The 16,471-nt window shown below is 68.4% G+C and carries 15 protein-coding genes; 10 read left to right on the forward strand and 5 right to left on the reverse strand.

Features of this window, described 5'->3' with window-relative positions:
- Window positions 1-160: 160 nt before the first annotated feature.
- On the forward strand, window positions 161-478 hold the full coding sequence (locus AC1DKV_RS11830; RefSeq protein WP_441614620.1) for a hypothetical protein: 318 nt from the start codon (window positions 161-163) through the stop codon (window positions 476-478).
- Between the two features lie 78 nt (window positions 479-556).
- Here AC1DKV_RS11830 and AC1DKV_RS11835 read toward each other — a convergent pair whose 3' ends face one another.
- Window positions 557-1,507, reverse strand: coding sequence for a LysR family transcriptional regulator (locus AC1DKV_RS11835; protein ID WP_441614622.1), 951 nt, complete (start codon window positions 1,505-1,507; stop codon window positions 557-559).
- A gap of 122 nt (window positions 1,508-1,629) precedes the next feature.
- On the opposite strand from AC1DKV_RS11835, the gene AC1DKV_RS11840 reads away from it, so the two are divergent.
- The 3 genes from AC1DKV_RS11840 (at window position 1,630) to AC1DKV_RS11850 (ending at window position 5,184) form a co-directional block, all read left to right on the forward strand.
- Window positions 1,630-3,459 (forward strand): gamma-glutamyltransferase family protein, encoded by a 1,830-nt coding sequence (locus AC1DKV_RS11840; RefSeq protein ID WP_441614624.1) that lies wholly within the window; start codon window positions 1,630-1,632, stop codon window positions 3,457-3,459.
- 212 nt (window positions 3,460-3,671) lie between these two features.
- Window positions 3,672-4,652 (forward strand): Bug family tripartite tricarboxylate transporter substrate binding protein, encoded by a 981-nt coding sequence (locus tag AC1DKV_RS11845; protein ID WP_477137609.1) that lies wholly within the window; start codon window positions 3,672-3,674, stop codon window positions 4,650-4,652.
- A gap of 4 nt (window positions 4,653-4,656) precedes the next feature.
- Window positions 4,657-5,184: a GAF domain-containing protein gene (locus tag AC1DKV_RS11850; protein WP_441614628.1), complete on the forward strand. Its 528-nt coding sequence runs from the start codon at window positions 4,657-4,659 to the stop codon at window positions 5,182-5,184.
- Between the two features lie 208 nt (window positions 5,185-5,392).
- Here AC1DKV_RS11850 and AC1DKV_RS11855 read toward each other — a convergent pair whose 3' ends face one another.
- On the reverse strand, window positions 5,393-6,346 hold the full coding sequence (locus AC1DKV_RS11855) for a LysR family transcriptional regulator (RefSeq protein ID WP_441614630.1): 954 nt from the start codon (window positions 6,344-6,346) through the stop codon (window positions 5,393-5,395).
- A gap of 135 nt (window positions 6,347-6,481) precedes the next feature.
- Here AC1DKV_RS11855 and AC1DKV_RS11860 point away from each other — a divergent pair, with 135 nt between their 5' ends.
- The 5 genes from AC1DKV_RS11860 (at window position 6,482) to AC1DKV_RS11880 (ending at window position 10,786) form a co-directional block, all read left to right on the forward strand.
- Window positions 6,482-7,375, forward strand: a complete 894-nt coding sequence (locus AC1DKV_RS11860; protein WP_441614632.1) for a TauD/TfdA dioxygenase family protein — start codon at window positions 6,482-6,484, stop codon at window positions 7,373-7,375.
- A gap of 2 nt (window positions 7,376-7,377) precedes the next feature.
- Window positions 7,378-8,499 (forward strand): mandelate racemase/muconate lactonizing enzyme family protein, encoded by a 1,122-nt coding sequence (locus tag AC1DKV_RS11865; RefSeq protein WP_441614634.1) that lies wholly within the window; start codon window positions 7,378-7,380, stop codon window positions 8,497-8,499.
- A 131-nt stretch (window positions 8,500-8,630) separates the two neighbouring features.
- Complete coding sequence (locus AC1DKV_RS11870; protein WP_441614636.1) at window positions 8,631-9,608, forward strand: Bug family tripartite tricarboxylate transporter substrate binding protein; 978 nt, start codon at window positions 8,631-8,633, stop codon at window positions 9,606-9,608.
- A gap of 3 nt (window positions 9,609-9,611) precedes the next feature.
- A complete protein-coding gene (locus AC1DKV_RS11875; protein WP_441614638.1) occupies window positions 9,612-10,205 on the forward strand; it encodes a chromate transporter in 594 nt (197 codons plus the stop codon).
- Window positions 10,202-10,786 (forward strand): chromate transporter, encoded by a 585-nt coding sequence (locus AC1DKV_RS11880; protein ID WP_441614640.1) that lies wholly within the window; start codon window positions 10,202-10,204, stop codon window positions 10,784-10,786. The genes AC1DKV_RS11875 and AC1DKV_RS11880 overlap by 4 nt, the downstream gene beginning before the upstream one ends.
- Before the next feature lie 135 nt (window positions 10,787-10,921).
- Here AC1DKV_RS11880 and AC1DKV_RS11885 read toward each other — a convergent pair whose 3' ends face one another.
- The 3 genes from AC1DKV_RS11885 to phnN form a co-directional block, all read right to left on the reverse strand.
- A complete protein-coding gene (locus AC1DKV_RS11885; protein WP_441614642.1) occupies window positions 10,922-12,067 on the reverse strand; it encodes a porin in 1,146 nt (381 codons plus the stop codon).
- 195 nt (window positions 12,068-12,262) lie between these two features.
- Window positions 12,263-13,255, reverse strand: a complete 993-nt coding sequence (locus AC1DKV_RS11890) for a tripartite tricarboxylate transporter substrate binding protein (RefSeq protein ID WP_441614644.1) — start codon at window positions 13,253-13,255, stop codon at window positions 12,263-12,265.
- Window positions 13,256-13,308: 53 nt separating this feature from the next.
- Window positions 13,309-15,417 (reverse strand): phosphonate metabolism protein/1,5-bisphosphokinase (PRPP-forming) PhnN, encoded by a 2,109-nt coding sequence (gene phnN, locus AC1DKV_RS11895; protein WP_441614646.1) that lies wholly within the window; start codon window positions 15,415-15,417, stop codon window positions 13,309-13,311.
- A 373-nt stretch (window positions 15,418-15,790) separates the two neighbouring features.
- Here phnN and AC1DKV_RS11900 point away from each other — a divergent pair, with 373 nt between their 5' ends.
- Window positions 15,791-16,336, forward strand: coding sequence for a MarR family winged helix-turn-helix transcriptional regulator (locus AC1DKV_RS11900; protein WP_441614648.1), 546 nt, complete (start codon window positions 15,791-15,793; stop codon window positions 16,334-16,336).
- The last annotated feature ends 135 nt before the right edge of the window (window positions 16,337-16,471 follow it).

Here is a 16,471-nt window from a genome sequence, read left to right on the forward strand (position 1 = left end):
ACAATAAATCCTGATAAGTGCGCTCTTAGGCCTGGATGACTCCCCTATAGTTCGTGACATGGACAGCACGCAAACAAGCAAAAACACTGCGGCAGCGTCCTGGCAGATGCAAACGAACAATCAACGAAATTCAACGAATTTTCAGATACTGGAGCCCATCATGACCAAGACCTTCGCCCTCAAGCTCGCTTCCACCCTCGTGCTGTCGTTCGCCGCCTTCGCCGCCACCGGCAACGCCCACGCCGCTTCCGCCCGCGATCTCCAAGCCGGCGACAAGTACGGCTACGATTTCCGCACGCACGACGCCTTCACCGATGGCGCCCGCAGCGGCAAGCTCGATCCGTTCACCGAAGGCGCCCGCATCGCCGGCCTGGACCGCAGCGGCGTCTCGGCCGCGCCGGCACGCAGCTTCGACCCGTACACCGAAGGCGCCCGCAGCGGCAAGGTCGATGTCTTCACCGAAGGCGCCAAGGCCTGAAGCGCGCCGCAGGCTTCTCCCGCTGCGCACGCGGCGCCGGTTGATCCCGGCGCCGTTTTTCCGTCCGCGGCCCGCGGCCTATCCCCTTGCCGGGACGGCCAGTTGGAGCGCACGCACCAGCGCCAGCAGCGGCTCGCTCTGCCCGCTGCGGCGCAGCCACATCGCGCCCACCGCGGGCAGGTCCCAGGTCAGGTTGTGCGGCAGCACCGCAGCGCTGCCGGTGGCCGCCAGTTCGGCCGCGACGGCACGCGGCACGATGGTGATGGCACGCGGCTGGGTGCGCAGCAGCGTGGCAATAGTCTTGATCGAATAGGTCTCCACCATCGGCGTGGGCGGCACCGCGCCGGCGGTCGCGAACAGCGTATTGATGGTTCGCCGGATCGGCGTGTGCCCGGGCGGCAGGATCCAGTCCAGCGCAGCCAGGCGCTGCCAGTCCAGCTTGCCGCGCGCCAGGCGCGCCGCGGCCGCCACCGGCACCACCAGCGCCGGCTCCTCCCGGTACAGCGGCGCCTGCACGATATCGTCGCCGGGCGCGTAGAAGGAGCGCGCGATCACGCAGTCCAGCTCGTGCGCGCGCAGCGCCGCCACCAGTTCGTCCGTGGTGCCTTCGCGTACCAGCACTGCCGCGCGCGGCTGCTGCTGCAGGCCATGCGAGCAGGCCGCGTCGAGCACCACCGGCGCCACATAGGGAATCACGCCAATGCGCAGCCGCCCGTGCAGGCCGGCGCCGATCACGGCCAGCTCGCGCCCCAGCGCCTCGGTGTCCGCCATCGCCAGCCGTGCGTGCGCCAGCACCGCCGCGCCGGTATCGGTGGGCTCCAGGCCGCGCCGCGAACGCACGAACAGCGGCACCATGAAGATCTCCTCGATCTCGCGCAGCGCCTTGGTCACGGCGGGCTGGGACAGATCCATCTCCGCCGCCACGCGCGAAACCGAGCGCTGCCGGTCCAGCGCCAGCAGCAGCGCGAGATGCTTGAGGCGCAGGCGCGAGATCAGGTTGTGCTGGAGCTGGTCGGCGGCGGTCGGCATGGCGGGTCCTCCATATATAACCAATCTTTCATACAACAATAATTAATCGGCTGCAATTGGTTATCCGGGACTTCTATACTTGCCGGGTATCACCCCCTTCGCCACCTCGTCTCGGAGCCCCCATGTTCACCACCCGCCCGGAAATCGTCGGTACCTTCGGCGTCGCCTCGTCCACCCACTGGCTGGCGTCGCAGACCGCCATGAGTGTGCTCGAGCGCGGCGGCAACGCCTTCGATGCGGCCGTGGCGGGCGGCTTCGTGCTGCAGGTGGTGGAGCCTCATCTCAACGGACCCGGCGGCGAGGTGCCCATCCTGCTGTGGAGCGAACGCGAACGCGCGGTGCGCTCGATCTGCGGGCAGGGCCCCGCCCCGGCACTGGCCGATCCCGCCGCGCTGCGCGCCATGGGACTGGACCTGGTGCCCGGCATCGGCCTGCTGCCCGCCACCGTGCCCGGCGCCTTCGGTGCCTGGCTCACCATGCTGCGCGACTACGGCACCTGGCCGCTGGCCGACGTACTGGCGCCGGCCATCGCCTATGCACGCGACGGCTTTCCGCTGGTGCCGCGCATCTCGCAAGCCATCCTCGCGGTGCGCGAGCTGTTCCAGCAGGAATGGCACAGCTCGGCCGAGGTATGGCTGCCGGACGGCCGCGTGCCGCGCCCGGGCAGCCTGCATGCCACGCCCGGCGTGGCGCGCACCTATACGCGCATCCTGGAGACGGCGGCGGCCGCCGGCGGCACGCGCGAGCAGCAGATCGACGCCGCCATGGCATGCTGGTACCGGGGCTTCGTGGCCAGGGAAATCGACGCGTTCTGCCGCACGCAGGCCGTGCGCGACACCACCGGCGAGCGTCACAAGGGCCTGCTGCGCCTTGACGACATGGCGGACTGGACGCCGGAGGTGGAAGCGCCGGCCACGCTGGATTTCGGCCGCTACACGGTGGCCAAGTGCGGCATCTGGAGCCAGGGCCCGGCCTTCCTGCAGCAACTTGGCATGCTGCGCCACGCGGACCTGGCGGCGCATGCCCCCACCTCGCCGGAATTCGTGCACCGCATTGCCGAGGCCGCCAAGCTGGCCATGGCCGACCGCCTGGCGTGGTATGGCGATCCGCGCTTCGGCGCTGCGCCCCTGCCCGGCCTGCTGGACGCCGGCTATCTCGCGGCGCGCGCGCGGCTGATCGGCCAGCAGGCCTCGCCCGACATCCGCCCCGGCACGGTCGACGGCACCGCGCCGCGCCTGCCCGATCTCGGCGCGGCCGAGCGCACGCTGCGCGACGCCGACGTGCGCTTTGGCGTTGGCGAGCCCACCTTCGCGGCAATGCCACCCGTGACGGAATGGGCCGAGCGCGAGATCTTCGTCGGCGATACCTGCCATATCGACGTGATCGACCGCCACGGCAATATGGTCGCGGCCACGCCGTCGGGCGGCTGGCTGTCGTCGAGCCCGGTGATTCCGGCGCTCGGCTTCGCGCTCAACACGCGCCTGCAGATGACCTGGCTCGAGCCGGGCCTGCCCAACACGCTGGCGCCCGGCAAGCGCCCCTGCACCACGCTGTCGCCCTCGCTGGCGCTGCGCGACGGCGAGCCCTACATGGTGTTCGGCACGCCGGGCGGCGACCAGCAGGACCAGTGGTCGGTCGCCTTCTTCCTGCGCCACGCCGTGCACGGCATGAACCTGCAGGAAGCCATCGACTCGCCGGCCTGGCATATCGATCATTTCCCCGGGTCCTTCTGGCCGCGCTCGGTGGTGCTCAACCGCCTGAGCGTGGAGTCGCGCCTGCCCGACGACACCATTGCCGAGCTGCGCGCGCGCGGCCACGAAGTGAAGGTGGGCGAGCCCTGGTCGGAAGGCCGCATGTCGGCCTGCACGCGCGAGCGCGATGCGCAGGGACGGCTGGTCCTGCGCGCCGGCGCCAATGCGCGCGGGATGCAGGGGTATGCGGTGGGACGGTGAGCGGGGTTGTTCCCGGTCGCACGGCATCACCGGAACACAGCCACAACTACTGCACCAGCGACACCAGATGCATCGGCTGCATCAACTGCATCAGCTGCATCAGTTGCATCCGTTGCACCAGCCACACCAGCCACATCGAATCAGTTCGAACCAGATCGAATCAAAGGCGGACCGCCCCGCGCGGCCCGCATCGCCATCGGAGAGAGAAAGACATGAAAGCCGTCCTCAAGCGCTGCCTGCTGGGCCTTGCCACCTTCTCGCTGTTCTGCGCCGCAACCGGCGCCGCGGCGGCGGATGCCTATCCCGCCAAGCCCATCACGCTGATCGTGCCGTGGGCCGCGGGCGGCTCCACCGATATCCTGGCGCGCGTGCTGTCCGAGCACCTGACGCGCTCGCTGGGCCAGCCGGTGATCGTGGACAACAAGCCGGGCGCCTCGGGCAATATCGGCTCGGCCATGGTGGCGCGCGCCAAACCCGACGGCTACACGCTGCTGGTCGGCTCCATGAGCACGCATGCGATGAACCCCGCGCTGATGCCCAATATGCCCTTCCGCGGCGTGGAGGACTTCACGCCGCTGGGCCTGCTGGCCTACGTCACCAACACCATGGTGATCCATCCCTCGGTGCCGGCGCACAACGTCAAGGAACTGATCGCGTATGCGCGCGCCAATCCCGGCAAGCTGGCCTATGCCAGCGCCGGCCCCGGCTCCACCAACCACCTGAGCGCGGTGCTGTTCGAGAAGATGGCCGGTGTGCAGATGCTGCATGTCGCGTACAAGGGCGGCGCGCCGGCGGTGGTCGACACGGTGGCCGGGCAGACCCAGCTGCTGTTCTCCGCCGGCACGCAGACGCTGCCGCACGTGAAGGCCGGCAAGCTGCGCCTGATCGCCGTCACCGAGAGCAAGCGCTCGCCGCTGCTGCCCAATGTGCCGACCGTGGCGGAAACCGTGCCCGGCTATGAGCTGTCGGTCTGGTACGGCGCCTTCGGTCCCGCCGGCATGCCGCCTGCGCTGGTGGCGCGCCTGAACCAGGAAATCAACCGGATCATGTCGATGCCCGAGGTGAAGGAGAAGATGAACGCCATCGGCGTGGAAACCGCCACCTCCACGCCGCAGCAGTTCGGCACCATCCTGCATCGCGATGCGGACCGCTACGGCAAACTGATCCGCGAACTGGGCATCAAGGGAGAGTGATACCGTGAACGGATACAACCCCGATGCAGCAGCCTGCGTGACGCTGCCTGCCGACCTGCTCGCTACGCTATGCGATGCGCTGGCTCGCGCCCCCGCGCCCGCGGCCGCCTTCGACGCGCTCGGCAGCGCCACCGCCGCGCTGCTCGGCCCCGGCCTGCTCACCATCAACGCCTGGCGGCGCGCGAGCGCGGAGATCGAGCGGCTCTGGTCTTCTGACACCGGCGCCTATCCGGTCGGCGGCCGCAAATACAAGGCCGATACGCCATGGACCATCCGGGTGCTGCACCAGGGCCAGGTCTTCGTGGGCGAAGGCGACACCGCGCTGGCCGCCGTGTTCGACGACATCGCGGTCATCCGCGGGCTGGGCCTCTCCGCCGTGGTGAATGTCCCGGTCTGCGAGCACGGGCAGTGTGTCGGCACCTTCAATTTCCTCGCCGCGCGCAATGCATGGACCGGCAGCGAGATCGCCACCTTGCGCATGCTGGCGCAGATGGCGGTGCCGGCGGTGCTGGCGGCGAGCCGCACGGCATAGCTGATGGCCGGGGCGCCGCCTGGCGCCCCGGCAAGTCCGCGGAGACGGTTTTCTCCACCGCCACGCCGCCACGGCGGCCGACTTGACCGCGCACGCCGGCGCGATCCTGCGCAAGCCGGCGCCCGACCGCCCCCCGCGCGAACCGGTGATCCTGCGTGTCGGCGCCCCTTCGGTTGGTGACGTCTCGCCGGGCCGCAGCCAGCCGGCATCATTCGCGCGAGCGCGCGGTCTGGTGAATCATCTGGCGAAAGCCGCTGAGCAAGGGATCGTCGTTGGCCATGCGGTTGAAGGCGAGCATCACCGGGTTCGCCGGAAGGGGCCGCCGCAGCTTGACGATGCGCAGCAGCCCGAACGCCACATGGCTGCGCGCAACGGATTCCGGCGCGATCGAAACCAGGCTGGTGCCTGCGACCAGGGCCAGGTTTGACTCGAAGGAACGCGTTTCGATGACCGGCCTGATCTTGGCCAGGCCGTGCTCGTTCCAGAACGCATCGAAGGTCGCCCGCGAGCTGGTCTCGGCTTCGGGCAAAGCCCAGCCCTGGCCAGCCAGGCGAGACAGGGCAATCGGGCCCGCCGGAATGGTGGGATGGCCGGCCGCGCAGATGATCACCGTGCGCTCCTGGTACAGGCGCTCCACCACCAGGTCATCGCCCTCCTCGCCGTCGCGCGCGATGCTGCGCAGGATGGCGAAATCCAGGCTGCCCGCCGCTATCTGGTCGAACAACATCTTCGAGCTGCCCTCGACCACGCGGAATTGGTAAGGCGTGCCGGCGGCCTGCGCCGACGCATCGGCCGGCACCGCCGGATAGAGCCGGGCGAGCAGTCCGGGCATCAGGGTATGCATTGCGCGCGGAATGCAGCCGAGCTGAATCGGCCGCCGCAGCGACTCGGCGGTGGCGTCGTTCAGGCGCTCGATCGCGCGCAGCACGAATCTCGCCTGGGACAGCACCGCCTTGCCCTGCTCGGTCGGCAGGCTGCCATGACTGGAGCGCTCGAACAGGCGGGCGCCCAGCAGGCTTTCCGCTTCGGCAAGCAGGCGCGACAGCACGGGCTGCGGCATGCCGAGCTCACGCGCGGCGCGATGCACGGAATGGCTGTCGCCGACAGCGACGAGGGCTTCGATATGGCGGCGCTGCAACGGCTTGCTGGCTGGTGAAGTCATGGCGCGGGCAGGAATCGGCATCGGCGTGGGGGATACTAGATCCGTATAACTTGATGCGCAATCTATATCATTTACGCTATCGGGTACCAGGTCTATATTGGGGGCACTCCAATTCACCACGGAAGGGCAGCCACCATGACACGCATCTCCGTTACGCCGCTCGGGCCAAGCCTCGGCGCTGATGTCAGCGGCATCGACCTCGGCCGGCCGGTCGGCGACGATATCCTGGCCGAGCTTCGCCAGGCCTGGGCCACGCACCTCGTGCTGCGCTTTCGCGGCCAGGCGCTGTCGGATCCGGAGTTGCTGGGCTTCAGCCGGCTGTTCGGCGAACTCGATCCGCCGGGCCCCAATCCCTACGGCAAGCCTTTCCTCAGCGAATTCCCCGAGATCAATGTGATCTCCAATGTGAAGGTCGATGGCATGCCCATCGGCAACCTGGGCGACGGCGAAGCGGTGTGGCATTGCGACATGACCTATGTCGAGCGGCCGCCGCGCGCCGCGCTGCTGCATGCGCTCGAGATTCCGCCCGGCGGTGGCGACACCTACTGGTCCAATATGTACCTCGCCTACGAGACCCTGCCTGGCGACATGAAGGCGCTGGTCAAGGGCCGCCGCGCCATTCACGATGCCACGTACAATAGCGCCGGCATGATGCGCAAGGGCATGAAGGAGGTGACCGATCCGCGCGAAGCGCCCGGGGCGCACCATCCCCTTGTGATCGTGCATCCCGACACCGGGCGCCCGGCGCTTTTCCTCGGCCGCCGCCGCAATAGCTATGTGACGGGCATGGACCTCGCCGAAAGCAATGCCCTGCTCGATGCGCTATGGGAGCACGCCACCCGGCCCGAATTCACCTTCCGCCAGGAATGGCAACTGCACGACCTGATCCTCTGGGACAACCGCTGCACGCTGCATCGCCGCGACGCATTTGACCCGAATGCCTCCCGCATCATGCACCGCACCCAGATCAAGGGCCCTGCCATCGAAGCCTTCGAGCCGGCCGCGGCCGGCATGGCGCTGGAGTCGTGAACATGGATGGCTTGCACCTTCCCATTCGCCGCGTCGAGGTGTTCGGCGTGGCCGTGCCGCTGGTCGGCCCGGGCTTTCGCAATGCCTATGTGACCAAGACCGTGCAGAAAAGCGCACTGGTACGCCTCACCGCGGAAGACGGCTCGATCGGACTGGGCAATATCGATCCCTCGCCCGGCTATTCGGTGGAGACCATCGAACAGTCGCTGCTGGCGATCCGCGACCAGCTCGCGCCGCTGGTACAGGGCGCCGACGCCGGCAATCCGCACCAGGTAATGCAGCGCATGAACGCCGGACGCGCCGGCTACCTCGACGCCAAGGCGGCGATCGAGATGGCCTGCGTCGACATGCTGGCGCGCCGGCTCGATATCCCGGTGCACCAGTATCTGGGCGGCGCCGTGGTGGACACGGTGCGCTTCAATGCGTGGATTGGCATTGTCCCGCCCGACGAGGCGGCCGCGGAGGCCCGCAAATGGTTCGACCGCGGGTTCCGCTCGGCCAAGATCAAGGTCGGCGGAGGCATCGAGGCCGACCGCGACCGCCTGACGGCGGTGCGCGAAGCGGTTGGACCCTCCATGGCCTTGCGTGCCGATGCGAATGCCGGATACAGCGTCGAGGAGGCGATTGCGCTGGGGCGCCTGCTGGAGCCGATCGGCCTGCAACTGCTGGAACAGCCGGTGGCAGAAGACGATCTCGCCGGCATGGCAAAGGTGAGGCAGGCCATCGGCATCCCCGTGATGGCCGACGAATCGATCACCGACCACGCCAGCCTGATCGCGGTGATCCGCGCCAATTGCGCCGATATCGTCAAGCTCAAGGTGATGAAGCAAGGCGGCTTCCTTACCTGCAGGCGCATGCTGGAAACCGCCAGCGCGGCCGGCATGAAGGTGGTCATCGGGCACGGCTTCGGGCTGGGCGTCAACACCGCGGCGGAAATCATGCTGGCATGCACCAGCGCCGACGTGCTCGAGGGGCTGGAATGCGTCGGCCCGCTCAAGACTTCCGACGATATCGTGACCCACAAGCTCGACATCAGCAGTGGCGCGGCCGCCGTTCCGGCCGGCCGCGGGCTCGGCGTCGAACTCGACGAGGAGAAGGTGGCACGCTATCGATTCGCCTTCTAGGTTCGAGGTTCGAGGTTCGCGGTTCGCGGTTCGCGTCCCGGTGCGGTCGACAGGCTCCGGGACCGGGCGCGCGCGTAGTTGCGGCACAGAGCAGAAAAAAACCACGGCAAACGTGGTACCAGGAGACAAGCATGTCGATTCGGAAGTTTTCTGTTCTTTGCGCGGGCATGTCGCTGGTTGCCGCCACCGCGGCCGTGCCGGCCCGCGCGGCCGACTGGCCGGCCAAGCCGGTCACCATCCTGGCGCCCTTCGCCGCGGGCGGTACCGTCGACCTGGTGGCGCGCGTGCTGGCGGTGAAACTGGGCCGCGAACTCGGCCAGCCCTTTGTCGTCGACAACCGCGGAGGCGCGGGCGGCACCATCGCCACGGCGATGCTGGCGCGCGCGGCACCCGACGGCTATACCGTGATGATCCACCACATGGGACTGGTATTCAGCGATTCGCTCTATAGCCATCTCCCCTATGACACCAGGCGCGACATCCTGCCGGTGGCCTATATCGGCGCCACGCCGAACGTCCTGGTGGTGACCAAGACCCTGCCGGTCAAGACCATGGACGATTTCCTGGCGCTGGCCAAAGCCAGGCCGGGCTCGATCAACTATGGCTCCGGCGGCATCGGCAGCGCCGGCCACCTGCCCATGGCGGTGCTCGGCATGATGACCGGCGTGAAGCTCCAGCACGTACCCTACAAGGGTTCCGGCCCCGCGCTGACCGAACTCGTCTCGGGCCAGATCCAGTCCATGCTGCTGACGATTCCGGCCGTGATGCCCTTCATCGCGTCCGACATGGTCCGCCCGATCGCCACCTCGGGCAAGAAGCGTTCGCCGGCATTGCCCAACCTGCCGACCATGGAGGAAGCGGGCATCAAGGGTTTCGAGTACGCGCCCTGGTATGGCTTCTTCGCGCCCGCCGGCACGCCGCCGGCGGTGGTGCAGAAGCTGCACGAGGCGGTCGGCAAGGTCCTGCGCGACCCTGAGGTGGTGGCGAAACTCAGCCGCGAAGGGATCGAGGTGGAAGCCATGTCGCGCGAGCGGTTCGCCGGCATCGTCGAGGCCGACACGCAGCGCTGGGGCAAGACCATCAGGCAGCTTGGCATCAAGGCCCAATAAGGTATGCCGGCGATGCGTGCGAATCATCCGGAAAGCGGCAACGACCGCCGCGAGCCCCGCTCTCCCACCGACCTGTTCGTGACGTTCACGCTGCTGGGCCTGCAAGGGTTCGGCGGCGTGCTGGCGGTGGTGCAGCAGGAACTGGTGGAGCGCAAGCGCTGGCTCACGCGCGAGGAGTTCGTCGAAGACTGGGCGGTGGCGCAGATCATGCCCGGCCCCAACGTGGTCAATATGGCGCTGATGATCGGCGGCCGCTCGTTCGGCCTGGCCGGCGCGCTGGCCGCATCCACAGGCCTGCTGGCGCTGCCGCTGGTGCTGGTGGTCCTGCTCGAGTTGCTGCATGCCCGCTTTGCCGACCACGCCGGCGTGGCCGGCGCATTGCGCGGAACCGGGGCCGTGGCCGCAGGGCTGTTCGCGGCCACCGGGCTCAGGCTGCTGAGCGCATTGCGCGCCAATCCGCTGGGCCGCCCGCTCGCCATCGCGCTGGGCGCCGCCTGCTTCGGCGCCGTGGCGCTGCTACGCTGGCCGCTCTTCTACGTGCTTGCCGGCCTGGGCACCGCCGCCTGCCTGCTCTGCTACCGGAAGCTCAAGCCGTGAGCGGCGTACCGGTGCTGGCGCTGGGATGGGGCGACTGGCTCAACCTGTTTTACCACTACCTCTCGCTATCCTTGCTGTCGATCGGCGGCGCCATCACCACGGCGCCCGACATGCACCGTTACCTGGTAGATCAGCAGCACTGGCTCAGCGAATCCCAGTTCAATGCATCGGTGACGATCGCCCAGGCGGCACCGGGACCCAATGTGCTGTTCATCGCCCTGCTCGGATGGAATATCGGCATGAACGCTGGCGGCGTCCCCACCGCCCTGCTGGGCGTGGCACTGACCATGTCCGGCATCCTGCTGCCCAGTTCTGCCCTGGCCTACCTCGCCGCCCAATGGGGTCACCGCAACCGCGGCTTGCGCTGCGTGCAGGCGTTCCGGCAGGGCATGGCGCCGATCGTGGTGGCGCTGCTGATCGCGACGGCGTGGACACTGGCCAGCGTCCACGCCGACGCGCCCGGCGACTGGCGCCTGTGGCTCGTGACAGTGCTCACCGCCCTGATCATCTGGCGCTTCCGGCTGCACCTGCTGTGGCTGCTCGCCGCCGGCGCCGCGCTTGGCTGGTTCGGGCTGGTTTGACTCATCGCCGCACCTGGGCGGGAACGCCACCCGGCCATCGCGGGAGCCAGAAGCCGCGCGAATTGCTCGACGGCCCGGATGAATCGCTACCGGGCATCCGTGGCGTGGCAACCCGCGAGGGGGGAGAGTTCGCGGCTAGAACTTGTGGCGAATGCCCGCTACCGCGCCGAACTGGCTCATGCCTGGCCCGATGCTGGTCTGCGGCCCGTTGAGCCCCACCCGCGAGCCGTCCTTGTTTTTCACGTAACCCACCGTCAGGTAGGCATCGGTGCGCCGGGAGAACGCGTAGTCGAGGTTGCCCACCAGGCTCCAGGGGTCCTGGCCGGAGCGACGGTCGTCCGTCACATAGGCGGAGGTGCTCAGCGTGAGCGCCGGCGTGAGGGCATAGCTTGCGCCAAGCCAGAACAGGTTGTTGCGCCGCGCGGGCACCGTCGCGGTCGCGCCGATGTCGCCGCTCAACCAGCGGTAGCCGGCGAACAGCTTCGCCTTGGCCAGCGTGAGGTTCGCGGCGAGAGCGATGCGCCGGTCCCGCTGGGCGGGGCTCTGGCCGGCGATCCCGGCCGTGCCCTGCTGCTGGTCGTAGATCAGCGCGGCCGCCGCGTTGCCGGCGTCGTATTCCAGCGCGCCGCTGAAAGCGCGGTCGCTCCTGGCATCGCCCGGGGTCTCGCCGGCGATGGTGCCCGTCGCGCCGCTTCCCACCGTTGTGCCGCGCGCGAAGGAATACATCGCGCTGGCGCTGAGTCCGCCGAACTTCGCCACATACTTGGCCGCATTGTCGTAGCGGCCGGCAAGCGAGGTATCCATCAGGAACGCGGAGTAGCGCGGCGCGATGGCCATGGCGTCGTAGTTGATCAGGATGTCGTAAAGCAGGTTGTTCTGGTGGCCCGCGGTGAGTCGTCCGTACGGCGTGGCAAGGCCGGTGAATGCCTGCCGCCCGAACAGCCGGCCAGCCTGGCCCAAGGTGCCTGCGTCGATGTCGAAGCCACTCTCGAGCACGAACAACGCACTGACTCCGCTGCCCAGATCCTCCGTTCCGCGCATGCCCCAGCGCGACCCGGATAGGTTGCCCGAAGCCATGCGCGTCAATGCGTGCCCGCTGGCGTCGGCATGGCTGAGGTACTCCACGCCGACATCGGCCACGCCATAGAGCACAAGGCTCGATTGCGCCCAGGCAGGCGCACAGGCGGCCGCAAGCAGGCCGATGGCAGCACGTGCTAGCCGGGCATGCATGGCGCGCTCCGTGGCGGATTCGAAGCGGGTCGTTGCCGTTTTCGCTGACATTGCTCTCATGGATTGTTCTGTTCGTGTTGCTTGCCTCCCTCATGCCGCGCCTGCCCCCGGCCCGGCGCGTGCGAACACGTGCCAGGCCTGGGCGCAAGCGGGCACACGGGGCCGGCGGCGTCCGTGACTGGAGGGGAATGACTACGGAATGGAACTGGGGCTGGCTCCCGGCGCGGACCGGTTGCCTGCGCCGGGTCAGTCGACCCGGAGGCCGATCTGCGCGGCGAGCTTCTTCCAGCGTTCGATGTCGCTGGCGACGACCTTCTGGAACTCGGCGGGGGTGCTGTTTGCGGTGGCAAAGCCGAGTTGGGCGAGATTGGCCTTGATCTCCGGCTTGGCGACGGCGCGGGCGATGGCCTGGTTCAGCTTCTGCACGATCTCCGGCGGCGTATTCGCCGGGGCGAGGATGCCGAACCACTGATCGACATCGTAGCCGGCGACGCCCAGTTCGCTGACCGATGGCACTTCGGGCAAGAGCGGCGAGCGGCTGCGGGAAGTCACGGCCAGCGCGCGCAGCTTATGGCTCTTCAGGTACGGCACGGTATTGGCCAGCGTATTGATACTGATGTCGGCCTGCCCTCCCAGCACATCGGCAAGCGCCGGCGCGCAACCCTTGTACGGGATGTGCAGCATATCGACCTTGGCGGAGATCTTCAGCAACTCACCCGCCAGGTGCTGCGGCGTGCCGTTGCCGCAGGACGCATAGCTGGGAGGCCGGGCCGAGCGCGCGGCGCTCAGCAGGTCGCCGAACGTCTGGATCTTCGAGCCGACCGGCACGGCGATCACGGACGGCACCGAGGCCATGGAAATCACCGCGCTGAAGTCCTTGCCCGGATCGAACGGAAGATTGCGAAAAACGGCGGGATTGATCGCGAAACTACTGTTGACCGCGAGCAAGGTATAGCCATCGGACGCGCTCTTGGCAACGAACTCCGCGCCGATATTGCCGCTCGCGCCGGGTCGGTTGTCCACCACCACCGGCTGGCCGAGGCTGTGCGCGACCTCGGCCCCGATCACGCGGGCCAGGATGTCGGTTCCCCCGCCAGCCGGGAAGGTCACAACCAGCCGGATCGGCTTCTGGGGAAAATCCTTGGCGATGCTGGCGCTGGCCAGCGCGGGCATGCCGAGCAACGCCGCGCCCAGCAGGGATAGAGAGACGATACTGCGAACCACAGATACAGGGGTCATTGTGAAGCCTCGACAGTTGAAGGAAATGATAGTGCAATGCGCCGGCGCGCCGGCTAACCGGGAACGACGCTGATGGCAGGCGGCATGGCGCGGGCACCGCCTGCGCGAAGCAGCGCACATGCCTCGCGCGCCGCTTCCAGGTCTGCGGCATTGCCGGCGTGGATGCGCAACAGCGCCTGCCCCGGCACAACGCGCTCGCCCACCGCGCACAGCAGGTCCACGCCGGCGCCGGGGCAGCGCGGCGCGCCGGCGCTGCGGGCAATGCCGGAAATGGCGAATCCGTCGATCTGCGTGACCACGCCGGCGCTCTGCGCGACCACCTCGTGCACGTGCGCGGCTGGTTTGTCCGCCACCGGCTTCGCGCCCTGGGCCGCCACGATGGCATCGAGCGCGGCGCGGGCGGCACCCGAGGCCAGCAGTTGTGCGGCACGCTGGCGGCCCGCCGCGGCTGTGCCGATGGCGGGGTCGAAGGCCAGGATCTCGCCAGCGAAGAAAAGTGCCTTGTCGCGCAGGTCGGCGGGCGCACGCGCATCGCCGTCCAGGACGAGGCGCACGTCGCGCACCTCGAGCGCCGGCCCCACGCCACGGCCAATGGGCTTGCTGCCGTCTGTGGCAAAGGCACGCACATGCATGCCCAGGCCTTGGCCCACCACCTCGAACAGGGCCGCCAGCTCGCGCGCCTCGGCCTCGCTCGCCAGCTTGGCCTGCGGGCCGTAGGGCAGGTCGACGATCACGTGCGTCGAGCCGGCCGTGTACTTCTTGGAAAGGATCGAGGCGACGGACCACCGGTTGGTATCGAGGCCGAGCGGGCGCGTGATGGCATTCATCACATCGTCGACCGGTGAGTGGTTGAGCCGGCCATTCCAGGCGATGCAGGCACGCGCCTGCGCCACGCAGCGGCGTACGCCCTCGAAGTCCAGGTCCACCTGCGCCAGCGTCTCCATCGCATCGGCCGTGCCGGACGCCGAAGTGATGGCCCGCGAGGATGTCTTTGGCATCGCCAGCCCGTGCGCGGCCACGATCGGCACGACGATCAGCGTGATGCGGCTGCCGGGCACGCCCCCCATCGAATGCTTGTCCACCACAATGGGCTCGCTCCAGTCGATGCGGCGCGAAAAGCGCGTGCGCGCCCGCGCCACCGCCACCACTTCCGCATCGGAGAGCTGGCGCGAGGCGGCCACCAGGAACGCCGTCAGTTCCAGCTCGGTATAGCGCCCTTCCACCGCGTCGCGCAGCACCGCCTCGAAGCCCGCTTCGTCGAGCGGCTCGCCCCGCAGCTTGGCACGCAGCGATGCGCGGCTGGCCGGCTCCGGCAGGCGACGCACGCGCACGGTGGCGCCCGCCACCGCGCCCAGCCGCTCGCGCAGCGGGCCTGACAGTCCCACTTCGTGGTCGCCCAGCAGCGCCGCGCTGTCCAGTACATGCAAGGCGGCGGGCAACTCCAGGCCGCCGGCGCGCACGGCCACGCGCGCGTGGCGAACGGCGTCGGCAACAGCGGGGGAAACGTAGGCGATATGCGCGCCTTCGGCCGAGACCGGCACCGGCCGCAGGGCCAGCGCAATGGCCGTCGAGCGCAATGCGTGCACGAAATGCATGACGCCGGCTTCGAGCGTGCCGTCATTGCACACCGAAACGCATGGCACGCCGGCCGGCATGGGATCGGGCGCGCGCTCCAGCCGGCGCCGCACCGCGTCGCCGGATTCGCGGCCCCGCGCAGCGATGCGTTGCGCCAGCACGGCAGCCGGCGCCGTCACGTGGATCACCATGAAATTCCGCATGCGCTGCGCCAGCGCCGCCACCACGCTGCGCGAACCGTTGGCTACCACGTGGCGTCCGCACTCCAGCTCGCGCAAGGTCGCTGCCGGCAAGCCGTATCGCAGGCCATGCGCCTGCCAGGTCATCAGGAACTCGCCGGCTGCCTCGCGGGCGGCGAACTCGCACTCATCGACGCCCTCGTGGTCCTCGCCTGGCGCACCTGCAGCGCGCGTGATCACCCGGCGCGCGAAGACATAGCGCGCATCGCCCGCCAGTGCCGCACGCGCGCCGTCCATCAAGGAGTCCTTGCCCGCCCCGCTGGGTCCCACCACGAGAAAGAACGTGCCGGCGGCCACGGGCTTGCCTAGCGGCGCCGTCGAGATGGTGCTGAAGTCCTCGCTTCTCATTTGTCGTCCTTTGCGGCATCGCGCAATTTTGCTTAGATATCGAAGTACTAGCTATGCTAGCAGCTGTCATCGCGTTGTCAAGATAAGTTCGACATCTAAGAATATGCAAGAGCCGGGCCAATGCCGGAAAGCCTTTGTGCACAAGGAACCGGAGGAATTTCCGTCTCCGGCGCCAGGCGAAATCCCTGTGCGGGTGCATGCCGGCGCCGGCCCTGCGCACGCCGCACTGATGTAGTGAGCACTACATTAGTGAAAGCGGACGGTCCGCAGCGCCACGCCCGCGTCGCGGCACTTCGGGGGCCGACGCGATATCATTCGGAGATACAGGCGCGGCGCTTCGCAGGCGCCGCAATCGGAATCGAAGACCGTCAACATGGCAACCACGAAAGCGAAAGCACCCCAGGCAGCCCCGAAGGAAGAGGAGCTTGCCAGCGAGCGCCTGGCTCACCTTGTCAAGGATGGGGCGCGCGCATTCATCCGTGCCCTGCAAATGCGGCTGGCCGAACACCAGGTGTCGTATGGGCACTGGGTGATCTTGCGCATCCTGTGGACCAACGACGGGCTGTCGCAACGCGAGCTGAGCGATCTCGCCGGCGTCACCGAGCCGACCACGTTCACCGCCGTCAAGGCACTCGAGGCCCTGGGCTATGTCGAACGCACGCACCTCCCCGGCAACAAGAAAAACATCCACGTTTTCCTGACGCGGTCGGGCAAGGCGCTCGAGCGCAAGCTGGTGCCGCTGGCGGAGGAAGTCAACGACATCGCCATCCAGGGCGTGTCGGCCGCGGAAGTGGCCGCGGCGCGCAAGGTGCTGATGGCCGTCATCCGCAACCTGGCGCAGGACGAGACCGAAGCGGAAGGCACTGGCCGCCGCGTGCCATCCACGCAAGAACTGGGCCGCCTGCTGGCAAGCCTCTGAGGCCCGCCGGAGACAAGCGCCCGCCGTCTGCGCGGGGTACGCGCCGGGAGCGCGCGAAAAAAAGCGCGAGGACTTGCCTCGCGCAACCAACATGACCGGTCGGCAGACTTCTGGCCGGCGATGCAGGAGTGACCT

Source organism: Cupriavidus sp. 05T41 (assembly GCF_056396525.1).